General features: G+C 59.8%; 11 protein-coding genes. 3 read left to right on the top strand and 8 right to left on the bottom strand.

Annotation, left to right across the window (positions count from 1 at the left end):
- Nucleotides 1-83 precede the first annotated feature (83 nt).
- From JSY17_RS02460 to JSY17_RS02430, 7 genes are all read right to left on the bottom strand, one after another.
- Nucleotides 84-1,544 carry an efflux transporter outer membrane subunit gene (locus JSY17_RS02460; protein WP_206401353.1) on the bottom strand — a complete coding sequence of 487 codons (1,461 nt, stop codon included), beginning with the start codon at nt 1,542-1,544 and terminating at the stop codon, nt 84-86.
- Nucleotides 1,541-4,645: an efflux RND transporter permease subunit gene (locus JSY17_RS02455; RefSeq protein ID WP_200998621.1), complete on the bottom strand. Its 3,105-nt coding sequence runs from the start codon at nt 4,643-4,645 to the stop codon at nt 1,541-1,543. Before JSY17_RS02455 ends, JSY17_RS02460 begins: the two co-directional genes overlap by 4 nt.
- Entirely contained in the window at nt 4,642-7,740 is a 3,099-nt protein-coding gene (locus tag JSY17_RS02450; RefSeq protein WP_206401352.1) for an MdtB/MuxB family multidrug efflux RND transporter permease subunit, read from the bottom strand. The genes JSY17_RS02455 and JSY17_RS02450 overlap by 4 nt, the downstream gene beginning before the upstream one ends.
- Nucleotides 7,737-9,053: an MdtA/MuxA family multidrug efflux RND transporter periplasmic adaptor subunit gene (locus tag JSY17_RS02445; protein ID WP_206401351.1), complete on the bottom strand. Its 1,317-nt coding sequence runs from the start codon at nt 9,051-9,053 to the stop codon at nt 7,737-7,739. Before JSY17_RS02445 ends, JSY17_RS02450 begins: the two co-directional genes overlap by 4 nt.
- Before the next feature lie 150 nt (nt 9,054-9,203).
- On the bottom strand, nt 9,204-9,704 hold the full coding sequence (gene tpx / locus JSY17_RS02440) for a thiol peroxidase (RefSeq protein WP_117180729.1): 501 nt from the start codon (nt 9,702-9,704) through the stop codon (nt 9,204-9,206).
- Nucleotides 9,705-9,813: 109 nt separating this feature from the next.
- Nucleotides 9,814-13,494 carry a translocation/assembly module TamB domain-containing protein gene (locus JSY17_RS02435; RefSeq protein ID WP_206401414.1) on the bottom strand — a complete coding sequence of 1,227 codons (3,681 nt, stop codon included), beginning with the start codon at nt 13,492-13,494 and terminating at the stop codon, nt 9,814-9,816.
- Nucleotides 13,495-13,499: 5 nt separating this feature from the next.
- Nucleotides 13,500-15,224 (bottom strand): autotransporter assembly complex protein TamA, encoded by a 1,725-nt coding sequence (locus JSY17_RS02430; RefSeq protein ID WP_122372550.1) that lies wholly within the window; start codon nt 15,222-15,224, stop codon nt 13,500-13,502.
- 279 nt (nt 15,225-15,503) lie between these two features.
- Between JSY17_RS02430 and xthA the strand changes: the two genes are divergently transcribed.
- Nucleotides 15,504-16,316 (top strand): exodeoxyribonuclease III, encoded by an 813-nt coding sequence (gene xthA, locus JSY17_RS02425; protein WP_206401349.1) that lies wholly within the window; start codon nt 15,504-15,506, stop codon nt 16,314-16,316.
- A gap of 130 nt (nt 16,317-16,446) precedes the next feature.
- The gene (locus JSY17_RS02420; protein WP_206401347.1) at nt 16,447-17,790 is read left to right on the top strand and encodes a substrate-binding domain-containing protein; all 1,344 of its coding nucleotides are present in this window, start codon (nt 16,447-16,449) and stop codon (nt 17,788-17,790) included.
- A gap of 18 nt (nt 17,791-17,808) precedes the next feature.
- Here the strand turns inward: JSY17_RS02420 and JSY17_RS02415 are convergent, their stop codons facing one another.
- Nucleotides 17,809-19,020, bottom strand: a complete 1,212-nt coding sequence (locus JSY17_RS02415; RefSeq protein WP_201012432.1) for an acyl-CoA dehydrogenase — start codon at nt 19,018-19,020, stop codon at nt 17,809-17,811.
- Between the two features lie 168 nt (nt 19,021-19,188).
- Here JSY17_RS02415 and JSY17_RS02410 point away from each other — a divergent pair, with 168 nt between their 5' ends.
- The gene (locus tag JSY17_RS02410; RefSeq protein ID WP_117187191.1) at nt 19,189-20,127 is read left to right on the top strand and encodes a LysR family transcriptional regulator; all 939 of its coding nucleotides are present in this window, start codon (nt 19,189-19,191) and stop codon (nt 20,125-20,127) included.
- Nucleotides 20,128-20,207 lie beyond the last annotated feature (80 nt).

Below are 20,207 nucleotides of genomic sequence, written 5' to 3'. Positions count from 1 at the left end.
CAAATATGGCTATTGGCCATATATAAAATATCTATTTCAGACGGATAGCACTTTAATGTCGTCCGCCCTCCTCCAAACCCTGATCATTCCTTGATCTGCAGACCGTTCCCTGCATCCCAGCCACCGCCAAGTGCGGCAATCAACTGCACACTGGCAATCAGGCGACTTTGCAGCACATTCAAGACGCTGCGCTCGTTGCTCAGCGCGGTAGTCTGCACATTGACCACATCCAGATAGCCGATGACTCCGGCCTTGTACTGGTTGCTGGTCAGACGCAGGGATTCGCGGGCAGCATCCAGCGCTTCCTGCCTGACTGCCGCTTCCTCCTCGTAGACCTTGAGCTGAACCATGTAGTTTTCCACTTCCTGGAAGCCGTTCAGGACCGTCTGCCGGTATTGCGCGACGGTCTGGTCATAGACGGCTTCAATGCGATCGACTTCCGCAGAGCGTCTGCCGGCATCGAACAGTGTCAGGGCCATCTGCGGGCCGACCGACCAGAAGCGGTTCGGCAGGCTGATCCAGTTGGAGAACGAATTGCTGTTGTAGCCGCCACTCAGGCTCAGGGTGAAATCCGGGTAGTAAGCAGCCTTGGCAACGCCGATATTGGCGTTGGCGGCCATGATCGAGCGTTCGGCAGCCGCGATATCGGGGCGACGCTCCAGCAGTTGCGAAGGAATACCCACCGGAATCTGCGGCAGTTCGGGGATCGTGGTCGTGACTGGCAGATTGAACTCGGCCGGGGCCATCCCCATCAGGACCGCAATGGCGTTCTCGAACTGCGCCCGTTGCCATGTCAGGTCGATCAGATCGGCCTGGGTGGTCTTGAGCTGAGTCTGGGCCTGGGCCACGGCTTCACGCCCGGAAATACCGGCCTGATACTGATTGCGGGTCATGGTCAGAGAGCGTTCGTAAGCCTGAACAGTGGACTCCAGCAAACGCTTCTGCTCATCCAGCACCCGCAATTGCAGGTAGTTCTGCACCAGTTCCGATTGCAGGCTCAACTGCATGGCGGCCAGATCCGCAAGACTGGCCTGGGCACTGGCGGTATCGGCTTCCAGGCCGCGACGCAACTTGCCCCAGACATCGGCCTCCCAGCTCACGCCCAGTTGAGCATTGTAGGAGTCGTTGATACCGCTGGAATTCGAGGTGGTACTGCTGGAGGAACCCTGGCTCGAGCGGGTCTTGCCAGCCGTCAGATCCAGAGAGGGAAACAGCGCGCCACGGGAACTGCGCACCAATGCCCTGGCCTGCCGGTACTGGGCTTCATATTGCGCAACCGTCTGGTTGGAGCTGTTGAGCCGCTCCACCAACGCATTGAGCTCGCTGTCGCCATACACTTCCCACCATGCGCCACGGGCCATGGCATCGCTCGGAGTCGCCTGACGCCAGCCTTCGGCAGCCTTGAACTGCACAGGCGTGGTCACTGACGGCTTGTGGTAGTCCGGCCCTACGGCACAGGCGCTCAGCAGCAGCACGCAAAGCCCGGCTGCCAGTGGCCGGACAAGCCACTGCGGGTTGGATTTGATTACCGGATGGTCAGTCATAGCGGGGTTTCCAGAGCAGCATCGGTGCGCACGCCACGCCAGCGATTGAATCGGTGGCGCAGCCGGTCGAGATAGAGATAAACCACAGGAGTGGTGTACAGGGTCAGAATCTGGCTGAAGACCAGCCCGCCGATAATAGTCAGGCCCAGCGGACGGCGCATTTCCGCCCCTTCGGCGTTACTCAGCAACAATGGCAAGGCCCCCAGAATCGCGGCAATCGTGGTCATGAGGATCGGCCGCAGACGTTGCAGACAGGCACTGCGAATCGACTCCTGCGGTGTCATCCCCGATTCACGTTCCAGATGCAGGGCCAGATCGATCATCATGATGGCGTTTTTCTTTACCACGCCGATGAGCAGAAACAGCCCCAGCAGGGAAATCAGGCTGAATTCGCCGCCCAGCACATAGATGCTCAGCAAGGCTCCGACGCCGGCCGATGGCAGGGTCGAGAGAATCGTCAATGGATGGATATAGCTTTCGTACAGAATCCCCAGCACCAGATAAACCGCCAGCAAGGCACCGAGAATCATGAATGGCTGGCCCTTCTGGGTGGCCGCAAAGGCATCGGCTGCACCGGCCATCTTGGAAATGACTTCAGAAGGCAGCCCGACTCTTGCAATCGCACGCTCGATGGCGACCGTCGCCGTGTCGAGGCTGACGCCTTCGGCCAGATCGAAGGAAATACTCTCCGAAGCGAACTGGCCTTCATGGGACACCCGGTCATTGGCAAGACTGCGTTCGTAATGGGCAATGCTCGACAAGGGCACGCGCTGCCCGTCTGCAGTAATCACCTGGACCTGCTGCAGCGTGACCGGGTCCTGCGCATAGCGTGGATTGACCTCCATCACCACCTGATACTGGTTCAGGGTGTCATAGATGGTGGAAACCTGACGCTGGCTGTAGGCATTGTTGAGCACGGTGGTGACCATGTTCATGTCGATACCCAGGCGCTTGGCTGCGTCCCGATCGACCACCAGCGTGACCTGCTGGGCCCCGCGCCCTTCACGGGCGTCGATGGCGGTCAGTTCCGGCAGCGCCTTGAGGGCGGCCACGACTTTCGGATACCACTCGCGCAGGCTGTGCAGATCACCGCTTTGCAGGATGTATTGATACTGGGAACTGGCCTGTTCACGACCACCGCCCAGTTGCAGATCCTGATCCGGTGCCAGGAACAGCCGCCCGCCCGGCACATGGGGCAGGTTCTTGCGCAGACGCTCGACCACCTGGGTCGCAGACATCTTGCGCTCGGAAACCGGCTTGAGGCGGACAATCATGAAGGCATTGTTGGTGCCGCCACTGCCGCCGATAAAGCCCGCGACACTCTGCACCGCAGGGTCTGCCAGCACGGCGCGACGGAAGATTTCCATCTTGGGCTGCATCACGGTGAACGAAAGACCGTCATCGCCGCGAATGAAACCCATCAGTTGCCCCGTATCCTGCTGCGGCAGGAAAGTCTTGGGCACCACCACATACAGCGCGACGTTCACCACAATGGTAACCAGCAGACTCAGCAGTGTCAGACGCGGATGGCGCAGCACCCAGCCGAGGGAGCGGTCATAGCCGGCCACCATGCGTTCGTTGACGCGCTGGCTCCAGCGTTGAAAGGCGTTTCTTTCCTGCTCCTGAGGCTTGAGCCAGCGTGCGCAGAGCATGGGCGTCAGCGTCAGGGAAACCAGCAGCGAAACGATGATGGCTACCGACAGCGTGATGGAAAACTCCCGGAACAGGCTTTCCACCAGACCGCCCATGAACAGAATCGAGATAAACACGGCCACCAGCGAAACGTTCATGGACAGCAGCGTGAAACCGACTTCCTTGGACCCCAGGTAGGCCGCCTTCAGGGGCGAGACACCTTCATCGATATGCCGGGAAATGTTCTCCAGCACCACGATTGCGTCATCCACCACCAGCCCGGTGGCCAGAATCAGGGCCATCAGCGACAGGTTGTTCAGCGAGAAGCCACACAGGTACATGATGGCGAAAGTCCCCACCAGGGAGACCGGAACCGCCAGTGTCGGGATCAGCGAGGCGCGCAGGCTGCCCAGAAACAGGAACACCACCAGGATCACCAGAACCACGGCGATCAGCAGAGTCATCTCGGCTTCATGCAGCGTGGCTTTGATGACCGGCGAACGGTCCATGGCAATGTTCAACTTCACGCTGGCAGGCAGTACCGCCTGCAAGGCGGGCAACTGCTCCTTGATCTGCGCCACCGTCTCGATGATGTTGGCACCGGCCTGACGGTTGATGACCAGCAGCACGGCCGACTGGTCATTGAAGAAGCCGCTGTTGTAGCGGTTTTCCACGGCGTCGCTGACCTTGGCCACATCCTTGAGGCGCAGTGCGGCACCGTCCTGATAGCGAATGATCAGTGGCGCGTAATCCTTGGCCTTTTCCAGTTGGTCGTTGGCCTGGACCTGCCAGTTATGCTGGCTGTCCTCGACAAAGCCCTTGGGGCGACGCACGTTGGAACCGGTAATGGTGGTACGCACTTCGTCGAGCGACACACCGTACTGGTCCAGCATGTTCGGCTCCAGTTCGATACGCACGGCCGGCAGCGAACTGCCGCCGATCTGCACCTCACCTACACCGGCCACCTGCGAGAGGCTCTGGGACAGGATGGTGGAAGCCAGATCGTAGAGCTGCCCTTTTTTCAGCACATCGGAGGTCAGGGTCAGCACCATGATCGGTGCCTGGGAAGGGTTGACCTTCTTGTAGGTCGGCATGCTGCGCATGCCACTGGGCAACAGATTTCGCGAGGCGTTGATTGCGGCCTGCACTTCCCGCGCCGCGCCGTTGATATCCCGGTCCAGATCGAACTGCAGGATCACCCGGGTCGTACCCTGGCTCGAACTGCTGCTCATGGTATTGATGCCGGCGATGGACCCCAGCGAGCGCTCCAGCGGCGTGGCCACACTGGAGGCCATGATCTCGGGGCTGGCACCCGGCAGGCTGGCCGACACCACGATCACCGGGAAATCCATGTTCGGCAACGGTGCCACGGGCAACAGCCTGAAACTGACTGCGCCCAGCAGCATGATTGCCAGGCTCAGCAGGACGGTGGCGACCGGCCTGCTGATGAAGGGGGCCGACAGGTTCATGCTTCGACCTGTCCTGCTTCAGGCCTGCGCCGCCAGCGACGGCCCAGGCGGTCGAAATACAGATAGATCACCGGCGTCGTGAACAGCGTAAGGATCTGGCTGAGCAACAGACCGCCGACCATCACCAGACCCAGTGGCTGACGCAGCTCCGCACCGGAGCCGGTGGCCAGCATCAGCGGAATGGCACCGAACAACGCGGCCAGGGTCGTCATCAGAATCGGCCGGAAACGCAGCAGGGCCGCTTCATAAATGGCCGTCTCGGGGTCGATGCCGCGATTACGCTCGGCGTCCAGAGCGAAGTCGATCATCATGATGGCGTTCTTCTTGACGATACCGATCAGCAGAATGATGCCGATGATGGCGATCATCCCCAGATCGTTGCCGCTGAGCATCAAGGCCAGCAAGGCACCTACCGCGGCCGATGGCAGGGTCGAGAGAATGGTGATCGGGTGGATATAACTCTCGTAGAGCACGCCCAGCACGATGTACATGGTCACTACCGCCGCCAGGATCAACAGCAACGTGCTGGACAGCGAGGCCTGAAACGCTGCGGCAGCGCCCTGGAACTGGGTCTGCACGCCAATCGGCATGCCAATGTCTTTCTGCACCTGTTCGATCACCTTGACCGCTTCGCCCAGCGCCACATCCGAAGCGAGGTTGAACGACATCATGACCGCCGGGAACTGTCCCATATGGGCAATCGCCAGTTGTGCCTGACGCTGTTCGACCCTGGCCAGACTCGACAGCTTGACCTGACCGCCATCGGTGGTCTTGACGTGGATCTGCTCCAGCGCCTGGGGACCCAGATCGTTGCCGGAAGCTGCCTGCAGAACCACTCGATACTGGCTGGCCTGGGTGTAGATGGTGGAAATCTGCCGCTGCCCGAAGGCGTCGTACAGCGCATCGGTGATATTGGCCACGGTAACGCCTACGCGGCTGGCGGCATCGCGATCGATCATCAGGTAAACCTGCAAACCCTTGTCCTGCAGGTCACTGGCGACATCGGTCAGTTCCGGACGCTTGCTCAGGGCGTCCACCAGCTTGCCGCTCCACAGGCTGAGCAACTCGGCATCGGGTGACGACATGCTGAACTGGTACTGGGTCCGGCTGACCCGGTCTTCGATGGTCAGGTCCTGCACCGGCTGCATGAACAGACGAATGCCAGACAAGCCGTCCAGTTGCGGTTGCAGGCGCTGGATGACCTGCATGGCCGTCAGGTCGCGTTCGCCATGGGGCTTGAGGTTGATCAGCAGGCGACCGCTGTTGAGCGTGGCATTGTCGCCATCGACACCGATATAGGAAGACAGGCTGGCAACCGCAGGATCCTTGAGGATCATGTCCGCCAGCGATTGCTGACGCTCGCTCATGGACTTGAACGACACCGACTGCGGCGCTTCGGAAATACCCTGAATCACGCCGGTGTCCTGCACCGGGAAGAACCCCTTGGGAACGGCCATGTACAGCACGACGGTCAAGCCCAGCGTGCCGATGGCCACCAGCAGGGTCAGAGGCTGGTGTTTGAGTACCCAGCGCAGCTTGTCGGCATAGATACGGATCAACCAGTCGATCCAGGCACCGCTGGCACGGTAGAAACGCCCCTGCTCTTCTTCCTTTGGCTCACGCTTGAGCAAGCGGGCGCACATCATCGGGGTCAGGGTCAGGGAAACCACCAGGGAAATCAGGATCGCCACTGCCAGGGTAATGGCGAACTCCCGGAACAGGCGTCCCACCACATCGGCCATGAACAACAGCGGAATCAGCACCGCAATCAGCGACAGGGTCAGGGAAATCAGCGTGAAACCGATCTGCTTCGCGCCCTTCAACGCCGCCTGCAAAGGCGTTTCACCCTCTTCGATATGCCGGGAAATGTTCTCCAGCATCACGATGGCATCGTCCACCACAAAACCGGTGGCGATGGTCAGCGCCATCAGCGTGAGGTTGTTGATGGAGAAACCGGCCAGATACATCACGCCAAACGTGCCGATCAGGGACAAGGGCACGGCAATCGACGGAATGATGGTTGCGCTGACCCGGCGCAGAAACAGGAAGGTCACCAGCACCACCAGAACGATGGCGATCAGCAGCTCATGCTGGACATCGGTAACGGAAGCACGGATGGTCTGGGTGCGGTCGGTCAACACAATCACGTCCAGGCCGGCCGGCAGGTTGTCCGTGATGCTGGGCAGCAAGGCCTTGATCCGGTCCACCACCTCGATGACGTTGGCACCGGGCTGACGCTGGATATTGAGCAGCACCGCCTGATTGCGGTTGGCCCAGGCGGCCAGCCGCTCGTTTTCCGCGCCATCGACGATCTGTGCCACATCCTTCAGGCGCAGCGGCGCGCCATTGCTGTAGGCCAGGATCAGGTTGGCATATTCCTCGGGGGACTTGAGCTGGTCGTTGGCATCGAGCATCGACACCCGGGTCGGGCCATCGAAGTTGCCCTTGGGCTGGTTGACGTTGGAGGCGCTGACCAGCGTGCGCACATCCGCCAGATTCAGACCGTTGGCAGCCAGGGCTTCGGGGTTGACCTTGATCCGCACCGCCTGACGCTGCCCGCCCGCGATGCTGACCATGCCGACGCCGCTGATCTGGGAGATTTTCTGCGCCATGCGCGTATCCACCAGATCGTTCAGTTTGGGCAGCAGCATGGTTTTAGAGGTGATCGCCAGGGTCAGGACCGGCGTATCCGCCGGGTTGACCTTGTTGTAGACCGGTGGCGCAGGCAGGTCATTGGGCAACAGGTTGGTCGCGGCATTGATGGCTGCCTGAACCTCCTGCTCGGCCACGTCCATATTGATTTCAAGATTGAAGCGCAAGGTGATGACCGAAGCACCGCCCGAACTGGTGGACGCCATCTGGTCCAGCCCCGGCATCTGCCCGAACTGTCGCTCCAGCGGGGCCGTCACGGCACTGGTCATGACCTGTGGGCTGGCACCCGGGTACAGGGTCATGACCCGGATGGTCGGGTAATCCACCTGTGGCAGGGCCGAAACCGGCAACAGGCCGTAGGCGATCAGACCGGCCAGCACAATGGCCAGCATGCTCAGTGTGGTGGCGACCGGGCGCAGGATGAACAGGCGCGACATGTTCATGCTGGATTGTTTTCCGCCTTGTCGACCGAGGCCGATTTATCCGTGGCCTTGTCAGGCTTGCCCTGCAACTGCTGGCCCGGAGTGGATGGCACGTCCTTGCTGTCAGTGACCACTTCCACGGTGGCACCGTCGCGCAAACGGTCGGTGCCCTCCAGCACGACCTGCGCACCGGCGGCCAGCCCCTCGAGGACTACGGTCGAGGTTTCATCGCTCGGACCGGTCTTGAGCAGGTTGATCCTGACCTTCTTGTCGCCATCCAGCGCATAGACGAAGGTGCCATTGGTGCCGAACTGCACGGCGGCTGTAGGCACCAGCACTGCCTGCTTGAGCGTGTCGGCACGCAGACGCACATTCACGAACTGATTGGGGAACAGCACTTCATCGCGATTTTCAAAGCGGGCCTTGAATTTCAGGGTCCCGGTGGTGACATCGATCTGGTTGTCCAGGCTGGCAAGCACACCGGTGGCCTGCAGTTTGAGATCGCCACGGTCCCAGGCTTCCACGGGCAATTTATCGCTGCTGCGATAACGGGCGATGACGGCCGAAAGGTCTTTCTCCGGCAAGGTGAAGTTGACTGAAATCGGCTGGGTCTGGGTAATCACTACCAGTGCCGTGGTGTCGTTGGCTGCGACCAGATTGCCAACATCCAGTTGCTTGAGGCCGACACGCCCGGCAATCGGAGCCTTGATACGGGTGAAGTCCAGATTGAGCTTCGCATCCGCCACAGCCGCCTGATTGGACTTGATGGTCCCCTGATACTGGTTGACCAGGGATTCGGCAGTGTCCAGGGTCTGCTTGGCGATGCTGTCTTCGGCGAACAGGCCACGGTAACGCTGCACATCGAGCTGGGCATTCTTCAATAGCGCCTGATTGGTGGCCAGGGTGCCTTCAGCCTGTTGCAGCGCAACCTGATAGGGACGCGGATCGATTTCCGCCAAAAGGTCGCCGGCCTTGACCATCTGCCCTTCCTGGAAGTGGATACGGACCAGCTCACCCGCCACCCGGCTGCGCACATTGATGGTGTTGGTGGCCGTCACCGTGCCCAGCGCCTTGTAATAGATGGGGAAGTCGCCCTGGGTCACCGGGGCTACCCGCACCGGAACCGCTGCCGCCGAACCACCGAAGCCTGGCCGCGCCACTTTACCTGCATTCCCCGCTGCCGGTGCCTTGCCGGTCTCGGTCCCCTTGTGGGACGAGGATGACGCAGGCCAGAACCACCAGCACAAACCGACGATAACCAACAGGACCAGCAGACTGATCAACCAGCGACGGGAATTACGGGGGCCAGACGATTGCATGAATAAATCAACCATTACAGGTGGGGTTCTTCAGGAGGCTGAACAATAAGCACAGATGCGTGACAAGCAAAGCGCCTTTACCAAGCGCTTACTTTTGTTAAACGGTTGAAGCACAAATAAAAAAACGGCCTGAACGGATTCAGGCCGTCGAAGTGTTGCAGGGTATTACTTCAATACAGCCAGAGCCGCTGCATAGTCAGGCTCTTCGGCGATTTCCGAAACCAGCTCGCTGTGCAATACAGTGTTGTTCTCGTCCAGAACGACAACGGCACGAGCGGTCAGTTGGGCCAGAGGACCGTCGGTGATTGCAACGCCGTAGTTCTTGCCGAAATCGGCACTGCGGAAGGAAGACAGGTTCTGGACGTTCTCAAGACCTTCCGAGCCACAGAAGCGAGCCTGGGCAAATGGCAGGTCGGCGGAAATGCACAGTACGACGGTGTTGTCGACGTCATTGGCCTGGGCGTTGAACTTGCGCACGGAAGTGGCGCAGGTCGGAGTGTCGACACTTGGGAAGATGTTCAGGACTTTACGCTTGCCAGCAAAGTCGGCCAGGGTCACGTCGGCAAGGCCGGCACCGACCAGTTTGAAAGCCGGAGCAGCGCTGCCGGTTTTCGGCAGATCGCCAGCGATTTGTACAGGGTTGCCTTTGAGCGTTACTTGAGCCATGAAACCACGTCCTTTTACAGAGTTTTTGAAGAGCCGGAAGTTAACCACGAAAGTGTCAGACTACCTAGATCGGATATTTCCGAAACAGCCAGGAAATAGAGCTTTCGCCCTAGAAATCCCGCTTATAGAAAATATCCAGCGAACTGGCAAGACCGCTGGCTGCTTCCAGGTACACCCTTTTGCTCAACATGTAACGCAGCGCGATGGTATTGGCGGGCTCGAACACCCCCACTCCATAACGCAGGCTGAGCTTTTCGGTGATCTTGCCGCTGGCCACGACATTGGTCTTGTTGCCGGTCCCGGTGGTATCGAGTTCGAAGTCCTTGATTCCGAGGTTATCGGCCAGTTTGCCGGTCGTCGATGCACTCCCCGCCACGCCCAGCGCCAGAGCGGCCTGGGCAACCATATTGCTGTCTTCCCCGGTATTGCCCAGCGGTCTGCCCATCACCAGATAGGACAGTGCCTGCTCCTGACTCATGGCCGGCTCGGAAAACACTTCGGTGGTGGGCTGATCGGCACTGCCGGTCAGGCGGATACCGGCGATGATCTCGTCGGTCTGACGAATCGCTTCGATATCCAGATAAGGCTGATCGATGGGGCCGGCAAACAGCAGACGGGCCTTGCGGATGGTCAGGCGCTGACCATAGGCACGGTAACGTCCGTCATTGAGGTTCAGCTCGCCACGGGTATCGAGGTTATCGCCAATGTGCACATGCCCGACCAGATTGGCCGTCAGCCCGAAGCCGTTGAACGCCAGTTTTTCCTGTCCGACCTCGACATCGATATCCATCGCCATGGCCAGCGGCGGCGCGCCCTCTTCGGTCTGCTGGCCCACAATGACCGTATCGCCCGACAGCTTCACAGTCGAAGGCGGCAATTCGCGCACCGTAATCGTCCCCTTGGGCACCAGCACCTTGCCGGAAATACCCAGCCGATCATCGTGCATGGAAATTTTCAGATCGGGTGCCGCTTCCACGGCAACATAAGGCTCGACCGTGATCGGCAGACGCGAGCCCTTGAGGTTGATATCCACCATCAGGGCCTGCCCCCAGGCCACCTGTCCGCTTACGGTGCCCTGCCCGGTCGCACCGCTCTTCCAGCCGCCATTGAGTTGCACGCTTTCCCCGGCAATCAGGGCCTGCACTCTCAGATCCTGCAATTCCATGGGCAGTTCAGGCCCGGAAACCTCACCGCCGTCAAGGCTGATGCGGCCATTGACCTGAGGAGCCAACAGACCACCGGACAAGCGACCACTGCCGCTCAGGCGACCATTGAGTTTCTGCACCATGGGCACAAAGGGCCGGGCTACGGAAACATCCAGACCGGACAGGTTGAAGTCGCCACTCAGGCTCTTGTTACGCGATAACGGGTCGATTCGTGCCGTCAGCAACAACTGGCCCAGCTTCTCGCCATCGAAATCCAGGCGTGAATCGATACTGCGTGGTTTTAAGGTGCTGCTGAGTTTCAGGCTGCGATAAGGAAAGTCCAGCCACTGGTCCTTTTCCCTGACCCGCAGCGTGCCGTTGCTGGCGTCGACCGTGATTTGTCCGTCAGGCCCGGAGGCAGGCAGATCGAGTCGGACATCGGCATTGAGCGCGCCTTTCCAGGCGAAGTCCTTGGGCAGCCACTGAGCCAGGCTTTCGAGGGGAAAATTCTTCAGGTGATAACGCAACCGTGGCTCAGGCAGCAGGCGCTGATCCTCGCCGCACAGGCTTGCCTGCCCGGAAGCCCAGCAATGGGCACCGAAGTTGATCTTGCCGTCGGCCAGACGCTCAAGTTTTGCCGGCTGCTGCAGTTTCCAGTCCTGCCCACCGCTCTGAATGGCACCACTGGCCAGACGACCGCGCCAGTTGCCCTGCTCCAGAACGCCCTCCAGTGCCAGCGCCAGTTTCAGCAGCGGCCCCTGCAGATCGAGTTTCATCTGCTGGTTCTTGAGCGTGCCCTGCCCGTTGACGGTCAAGGTTCCCAATGCCGTGTCACCGGCCTGAATGCCGCTGCCCTTGAGATCGACCGTTGCCCGCTGAGCCTGATCGAGCTTCGCCACCACTGTCAGGTTTTGCAGACGATTGTCCTGCAGGGCCAGTTGCGAGCCTTGCAGGTCAAAACGGCCCTGGGGAGCCTGGAGTGTTCCGGCAAGATCCAGCCTGCCATTGATCCGCCCCTGGAGTCGTGGCCATAGCTGTCCAAGCCGAGGCAGATTGAGGTCCACCTGCCCCGCCATACGCTGCTGCAAACTGCCACGCCCCTGGATCCGGTTGTCGCCCAGGCGTATCTCCAGCGCACCGAGGTTCCATTGCTCACCTGCGCCATCGGCCTTGACCAGCAACACTGCGGGCTGTCCACGCAAGCGCCCCTTGAGATCCAGATCGGCATTGAGCTCCAGCTTTTCGTCTTTCAACTGCCCTTTGCTGCGCAACGCCCCGGCCAGAGTGCCCGGCAGCTCCGCAACCCAATAGGACGGATCGAGAGACCCCAGATCCAGGGCGGTGTCCCAACCGATGCCATCGGCGAACTGCAGATTCAGGTGGCCGCTGGCCTTGCCCTGCCCTGCAACCAGCTCCAGTTGCGGCAGGTACACCTTCTGCAAATCGCCACTGAACGGACTGCCAAGACTGAAAGCACCTGCCGGACCATCCAGATCTGAACTGAAATTGCCCAGATACTGGCCGTCGGTATAGGAAATCTCGCCCTTGAAATTGCGCAGGCTGACCTGAGGCTCGGTCGCCAGCGGATAAAGTCGCTGCCACGGAAAGTCCAGCCAGTCGATTTTCGCATCGGCCTTGAAGGCTTTTTCCCAGTTCAACTGGCCGTTAAGGGTGAGATGCTGCCGTTCACTGGCGGTCAATTGCAGCGCCGCGATATCCGCGCCTTTGGCATCGACCCGGCCTTGCAGTGTCAGAGCGACCGGGCCTTGTTCGGCGGGCAGGCTTGCGGTGCCGGTAATCTGGTAGCCGCTGTCGAGGTTGCCTTCGGCATTGAGCAACACCTGCTCAAGCTGCAAGGTATCGGGCAATCCGGCACTGGGCTTGAAGCGCTCGGAGCTGATGCTCACTCTGGCTGGAAGATGTTCGGCCAACGCTTGCAGCTCGCCACTCAACCGCCCCTGCAGGTAACCGCTGCTGTCGGCCTTGAGCTGCAAGGTCTTGAGCAGTTCGCCAGAGAGATCCAGCGCCAGTGACCATGGCTGTCCGTCCTGCGGCGGCAACTGCAAGGTGCCCTGGGCAGTCAGCGGCCACTCGCCCTCGGGCTTCAGCAGACCGACAAGATCGAGAACCAGACTGTCGCGCTGCAAATGGGCCGAGTCGATCTGCAGGCCATCAGCCGTCCAGTGCGCCGCCAGTTTCAGATCACTCAGTTGCTCGACGCCATCCAGTTGCAGGCTACCCAGTTGCACGTCATTCAAGCGAACCGCCAGCGGCAGTTTCAATTGCGGCAAGACGACCGGGCCTTCGCTGGCAGGTTCGTCACTGGCGGCGAAATGCATACGCACCTGAGCGGCATGCAACTGATCGATGCACAGCATCATCTTCAGGAGGCAGGCAGGCGACCAGTCGAACTGCGCGGCACTGACTTCGACTCGTTCCTCGCCCTGCTGCCAGATCACGGTGTCGGCACGCCATTGCCCGCCCAGGCGGCCATTGAAATTGTCTACCTGCAACCCCGGCACTCGCGCCAGCAGCCACTGACTGCCGCTCTGTGTAGCCACTGCCATCCAGATACCCAGCAGCACCAGCAGCAGGAACGTGACCAGCCCCAGGCCCGCGATCTTCGCCCCACGCTTGATGTTCAGACGCTTCACAATTCCGGTCCCATGGAGAAGTGCAGACGAATCCCGCCGTCATCGTCCAGCGCGCGGGCCAGATCAAGGCGCAATGGCCCGACCGGTGAAACCCAGCGCACCCCAAAGCCTACGCCGGTCTTCAGACTCGGCAGCTCAAGGTTGTTGAAAGAGTTGCCCTGATCGACAAAAGTCGCCAGACGCCATTTTTCGGCAATCGAATACTGATACTCGACACTGCCCGCCACCATATAGCGCCCGCCGATACGGTCGCCATCGGAGTTGGTCGGCGACAGAGTCTGATAGTCGTAACCGCGAACGCTTTGATCGCCCCCGGCAAAAAAGCGCAGGGACGGCGGGATGGACTTGTAGCCATTGGTCAGGTTGCCACCGAACTGCACGCGACCGAGAAAGCGGTGATTCTGTGCAACAGTGGTCAGGCCCTTGAGCAGCACGTTGCCATGGAACAGGTTGGCATCGGACATCACCCCTTCCTTGGCGACCTGTGCATCGAACTGCAGCCGATAGCCCCGGCTCGGATCGATGCGATTGTCGCTTTGCAGGAACGAGTAGCTGATACCTGGCATCAGCAAAGTGCTAAGGCCGCTGTCATCACCCAGCCGGTACTCTTCCCGTTGCCATTTGAGAGAAACCACCCGCTCCCAGCCACTGGGCAACTTGCTGTGCCATTCCGGGCCGACGGTGAGCAGCTTGCTGAGGCTGTCGGTGCCCGCGATTTCTTCATATTGATAACCACCGGCAAAACGCAGCTTGTCGGTCAGTGGCGGGTCGAGCGGAATGTCGTACCACAGCCCCACATTCTGCCGAGGTGCCGACAGCTCGGTTTCAAACCCGTAGCTGTGACCTTCGGGATTGGCCCAGTGGCGTGTCCAGTTGGCCTTGCCACGTGGCCCGACGTCAGTGGAGAAACCAAGGCCCAGCCCCATGGTGCGTGGCTTGCGGGTTTCCAGTTGCACGGTCACCGGAATGACCTGCCCCACGGCAGCAGCGGGAGCCGCATCCACCCGCACGCCCTCGAAATAGCCACTGGACTGCATGGCCTGATTGAGTTCGGCGATCAGTTGCGAGTCATAAGGCGTGTTTTCCTTGAACGGCACCATGCGCTTGAGCAGGTCGTCATCGAGCGGTGTATCACCGCTGAACGCCACTTTGCCCAGGGAGTAACGCGGGCCACTGTCATAAACCAGATCGATATCCGCCACTCCGGCACGGGGGTCCACCGCCAGGCGCTGGCTGGTAAAACGACCGCTGAAAAAGCCGTAGCGTGAGGCCTGATTCTGGATCAGGCGCTTGGCGTCCTCATAGTGACCATGGTTGAGCACTGCACCGGGAGCCAGCGTACGGCTTTTCGGAACCTGAAAAGCCTTGAGGGACGCCGCCGGTCCGTCGATGCGCACCGTCACATTACGCAGGCGGATCGGCTCACCGGGATTAATGGTGATGACCAGCGTCGGATCCTGATCGCCTGTCACCTGGCTGTCGATCTGCGCCTGATAGTAGCCAAGCGCCTGAGCCGCCTTCTGTGCCTGCTCTTCGGCGCCCAGGCTGAAATGTTTCAGGGCCTCGGCATCACGCTCGCCAAGGCTGCCTACATATCCTTCGACGTTGGCCTTGAGTTCGGGATTCGCGGGCTTGATCCTGACATCCAGACGGGCTTGGGCCAGGGCCGCCGCACTCATGGACATCAGCAGCGCGCTGCTGAGCAGGGTTAAAAACTTCATATGGTCACGGATGCTAACACGATCGACAGGTTCTGCTTGAACCTGTGAATAATTCGAACTTTCAATCCCTTACGTCATAACCTGCAGGAAAACCTGAATATACGGTCAGAAAACCCCATCTTCGGACGGCCTCTCCATCCATGGCTGCGCAAGGGTGAGAACAAGTGCGGCCGGAACAGTTCCGGCCATCAATCCAGCGTAGCAGCCGACAGCACGCTGGCCGTAAATCGGCTGGTCGGCTAGCATCGCTCCTTTGCATGAATTCAGGATTGCCGCTTTATGAAAATTGTTTCTTTCAATATCAACGGTCTGCGTGCCCGACCGCATCAGCTGGCGGCGCTGATCGAAAAGCATCAGCCTGACGTGATTGGCCTGCAGGAAACCAAAGTCAGCGACGAGCAGTTTCCCCAGGCCGAGATCGAGGCACTGGGCTACCACGTCCACTTCCACGGCCAGAAAGGCCATTACGGCGTCGCACTGCTCTCGCGCCATATGCCACTGGCCCTGCACAAGGGATTCGAAGGCGATGACGAAGAAGCACAGAAGCGTTTCATCTGGGGCACCTACGCTGACAGCAATGGCCAGCCGGTCACCATCATGAACGGTTACTTCCCTCAGGGCGAAAGCCGCGACCACCCCACCAAGTTTCCCGCCAAGCAACGCTTCTACAACGACCTGCAGACGCTGCTGGAAAGCCACTTCAGCAACGATCAGCCGCTGATCGTCATGGGCGATGTGAATATTTCCCCGCAGGACTGCGATATCGGCATCGGCGCAGACAATGCCAAACGCTGGCTGAAAACCGGCAAATGCAGTTTTCTGCCGGAAGAGCGCGAGTGGATGGAGCGCCTCAAGAACTGGGGGCTGGTGGACAGCTTCCGCCATCTGCACCCGGAAGTGATCGATCAGTTCAGTTGGTTCGACTACCGCAGCCGCGGCTTTGAAGACAGCCCCAAGCGCGGGCTGCGCATCGACCTGATCATGACCTCCACAGGCCTGCAACCACGCATCAAGGCCGCCGGTGTGGACTACGAATTGCGCGGCATGGAAAAACCTTCGGATCACGCGCCTGTCTGGCTCGAATTGAGCTGATAAATGCTTCGAAGCCGACTTGCCTGTTATTGCGCAGGCGAGTCGGCCCGGTCCACTTCATCAAGCGTCATATTTCAGCAATCTTTCTGTCTTATTCTCCCGGGACTTTCAGTCATTCAAGGTGACGCAGATGCTGCGCGCTCTGCTTTGCGCACTGGCGCTTTCCTGCACCCTCCTGCCCTGCATGACCCAGGCTGCACTGCCAGCTCCGGCAGACGGCACTACCGCCTTGCGCATTCAGGGCTCCAACACTATCAATGCGCAACTGGGCCCGGCATTGGTCGAAGGCCTGATGCGTCAGCAAGGGCTGCAAGCCCTGCAAAGACTCCCCGGCACCCAGCCCAACGAAACCCGCGTGACAGGCGCAGCGGCAACCGGACAGGTTGTGGTCGTGGAAATTGCGGCTCATGGCTCGGGCACCGGCTTCAGCGCGCTCAAGACAGGCAGCGCCGATATTGCCGCCTCTTCCCGACCGATCAAGGATCAGGAAGCGCAAGAACTCAAAGCACTTGGCGACCTGAAAAGCCCTGAGAGCGAGCAAGTGATTGCCATCGATGGCGTGGCGGTCATCCTGCATCCGGGCAATCCGCTGCGCCAGCTCAGCACTCTGGAACTGGCGCGCATCTTCTCGGGGGAAGTCCGGGACTGGCAAGAGGTGGGCGGCACGGCCGGCGCGATTCATCTGTATGCACGCGACGAGCAATCCGGCACTTATGAAACCTTCAAGGAACTGGTACTGACCCGCAACGGCAAGAACCTGTCGCGCCAGGCGAAGCGCTTCGAGTCCAGCGAACAGCTTTCCGATGAGGTCAGCAATGATCGCAATGGCATTGGCTTTATCGGCCTGCCCTATGTACGTAATGCCAAGGCCGTAGCGGTTGCCGATGGCGAATCGAAAGCGATGCTGCCAACTGTCAGCCTGATTGCGACCGAAGATTATCCGCTTTCGAGGCGTCTGTATCTGTATGTGCCGCCCAAGACGAACCATGACTGGGCTCAGGCACTGGTGCACTTTGCGCAAAGCGCCGAAGGCCAGGCCATCGTGGCCCGCACCGGTTTTGTGGCCCAGACCGTTCAGGCCATGAAAGTGCAGGCAACGGCTCAGATGCCCGAGGACTATCAGGCATTGACGCGCAAGGCCGAACGCCTGTCGGTCAACTTCCGCTTTGCTCAGGGCAGCGCTCGACTGGATAACAAGGCACAGCTCGATTTAAGACGTGTGACGGATTACCTCAAGACCCACCAAAAGCTCAACCAGCAAGTCACGCTGGTAGGTTTTGGCGATGCCAAGAGCGATTCGGCACGGGCCACCCTGCTTTCCCGGCTGCGGGCCATGGCTGTTCGCCGGGAATTGCAGAAAAGTGGCGTGACCTTCCATGAAATACTGGGTTTTGGCGATGAAATGCCAGTCGCGGGCAACGATGCAGACGACGGCCGGATCAAGAACCGGCGGGTTGAAGTCTGGGTGAACTGAATCCGCGACCCGGCACACTCACCTCTGCGGCAGGTATTTACCCAGCTCGAACTTGCCGATGGCCGCACGATGCACTTCGTCCGGGCCATCGGCAAGACGCAGGGTGCGTTGCATGGCATACATGTAGGCCAGTGGAAAATCACCGGAAACCCCAGCGCCGCCATGTATCTGGATGGCCCGGTCAATGACTTTCAGAGCCACGTTGGGCGCCACTACCTTGATCTGGGCAATCTCGCTCCTGGCCACCTTGTTGCCTACGGTATCCATCATGTAGGCGGCCTTGAGGGTCAGCAGCCGCGCCATATCGATTTCCATGCGCGAATCCGCGATCTTGTCGATATTGCCGCCCAGCAGGCCCAGGGGTTTGCCGAATGCCACACGACTGGCTGCCCGCTGACACATCAGTTCCAAAGCCCGCTCCGCCATGCCGATCGAGCGCATGCAGTGATGGATGCGCCCCGGCCCCAGACGCCCCTGAGCAATTTCGAAACCACGCCCCTCGCCCAAAAGCACATTGTCATAAGGTACCCGGACATTCTCGAACAGCACCTCGGCGTGCCCGTGAGGCGCATCGTCATAGCCAAACACCGGCAGCGGCCGAACGATCTTCACGCCGGGCGTGTCCGCCGGGACCAGAATCATGGAGTGCTGCTGATGACGAGGCCCGTCGGGATTGGTCAGGCCCATGAAAATCAGGATCCTGCAACGCGGATCACAGGCACCGGAAGTCCACCATTTGCGACCATTGATGACCCATTCATCGCCATCACGCTCGGCACGGGCCGCCATATTGGTTGCATCCGATGACGCCACGTCAGGCTCGGTCATGGCGAAGGCCGACCGGATCTCGCCCCGCAGCAGAGGCTCCAGCCATTGCTGCTTCTGCTCCACGGTTGCGTAACGCACCAGCACTTCCATATTGCCGGTGTCCGGGGCCGAGCAGTTGAAGGGCTCAGGCCCGAGCAGCGAACGCCCCATGATCTCTGCCAGAGGTGCGTACTCGAGATTGGTCAGGCCGGCTCCCAGCTCCGACTCGGGCAGAAACAGATTCCACAGGCCTTGCTCCCTGGCCCTGGCTTTGAGCTCTTCCATGATTGCCGTGGGCTGCCAGCGGTCACCTTCCGCCACCTGGCGCTCGAACACAGGTTCGGCGGGATAGACGTAAGCGTCCATGAAAGCAGTGACGCGCTCGCGCAGCTCCTGCACTTTCGGGGAATAGGCAAAATCCATGGGCAGCTACCTTCTCAAGGAAATGGAGGTCATGGAAAGGATGCTAAAGAACACCCGGACATTTATCTAATCTATTCTCGACGTATATAAACATTCATAACCAATATATGATCGAGCAACGCTGCGGCATAAGCAGCGATCCGACAAAAACAACGAGAGGCGCCTCCAATGAACCTGAGCAAGGTTGATCTCAATCTTTTCATTGTCTTCGACGCCATTTACACCGAAGCCAATCTGACACGAGCCGGCCAGATCGTAGGCATTACCCAGCCAGCGGTTTCCAACGCCCTGGCGCGACTGCGGGAAACCTTCAACGATCCACTGTTCGTGCGCACGGCCCAAGGCATGGTGCCCACCCCCATGGCCCAGAACATCATCGGCCCGGTGCGCAATGCCTTGTCACTGTTGCGAGTGTCCGTGCAGGAAAGCCGTATCTTCAATCCGCTGCAGGCCAGCAAGAACTACCGTATCAGCATGACCGACCTGACCGAAGCGGTGATTCTGCCTCTGCTGTTCCAGCGCCTGCGACGTCAGGCCCCGGCAGTGACCATCGAAAGCTTTCTGTCCAAACGGCGCGAAACCACCAAGGAGCTGGCTGCCGGACGTCTGGACTTCGCCGTCGATGCGCCTCTCAACACCGACCCGCAGGTGCGGCACGTCAAGTTGATGGAAGACAAATACGTCTGCGCCATGCGCAAGAGCCATCCTCTGGCAGGCAAGGCCGCCTTGAACCTGGATGACTATCTGGCACAGGCCCACATTCATATTTCCAGTCGCCGCAGCGGCCTGGGTCATGTGGACCTGGCACTGGGCAAGATGGGAATCCAGCGCAAGATTGCCCTGCGTTCCCAGCATTACCTGATGGCGACCCAGGTGCTGCAACAGACCGACATGGTCATGACCGTACCCGAGCGCTTTTCCCGGCGTCACGACCTGCACTATGCGCAGTTGCCGGTCAACGATGTCCCGGCAGTGGAAACCCATCTGTACTGGCACGAAAGCACCGATCAGGATCCGGCCAATCGCTGGATGCGCGAACAGCTTATCGAGCTGTGCCAGCGCGTAACGGCACAGGAAACAAGAGCAGAAAAAGAATTAACTACATAGCTCAAGATATTGATAAATATAAATATTTAATTAAAAATTAATGCTAGTTCTAGCTTTAACTCTGCCCGCCCGAAGCATCA

Source organism: Pseudomonas capsici (assembly GCF_017165765.1).
GTDB lineage: Bacteria > Pseudomonadota > Gammaproteobacteria > Pseudomonadales > Pseudomonadaceae > Aquipseudomonas > Aquipseudomonas capsici.
The sequence above is the reverse complement of the archived record's forward strand: the minus strand, read 5'-3'. Positions and strand labels throughout refer to the sequence as shown.

Bases quoted from the DNA above. Each gene is read 5' to 3' on its own strand.
- JSY17_RS02445 (WP_206401351.1), bottom strand. From the start codon at position 9,053: ATGGTTGATTTATTCATGCAATCGTCTGGCCCCCGTAATTCCCGTCGC.
- JSY17_RS02455 (WP_200998621.1), bottom strand. From the start codon at position 4,645: ATGAACCTGTCGGCCCCCTTCATCAGCAGGCCGGTCGCCACCGTCCTG.
- JSY17_RS02460 (WP_206401353.1), bottom strand. From the start codon at position 1,544: ATGACTGACCATCCGGTAATCAAATCCAACCCGCAGTGGCTTGTCCGG.
- xthA (WP_206401349.1), top strand. From the start codon at position 15,504: ATGAAAATTGTTTCTTTCAATATCAACGGTCTGCGTGCCCGACCGCAT.
- JSY17_RS02410 (WP_117187191.1), top strand. From the start codon at position 19,189: ATGAACCTGAGCAAGGTTGATCTCAATCTTTTCATTGTCTTCGACGCC.
- JSY17_RS02430 (WP_122372550.1), bottom strand. From the start codon at position 15,224: ATGAAGTTTTTAACCCTGCTCAGCAGCGCGCTGCTGATGTCCATGAGT.
- JSY17_RS02415 (WP_201012432.1), bottom strand. From the start codon at position 19,020: ATGGATTTTGCCTATTCCCCGAAAGTGCAGGAGCTGCGCGAGCGCGTC.
- JSY17_RS02420 (WP_206401347.1), top strand. From the start codon at position 16,447: ATGCTGCGCGCTCTGCTTTGCGCACTGGCGCTTTCCTGCACCCTCCTG.
- JSY17_RS02450 (WP_206401352.1), bottom strand. From the start codon at position 7,740: ATGAACATGTCGCGCCTGTTCATCCTGCGCCCGGTCGCCACCACACTG.
- tpx (WP_117180729.1), bottom strand. From the start codon at position 9,704: ATGGCTCAAGTAACGCTCAAAGGCAACCCTGTACAAATCGCTGGCGAT.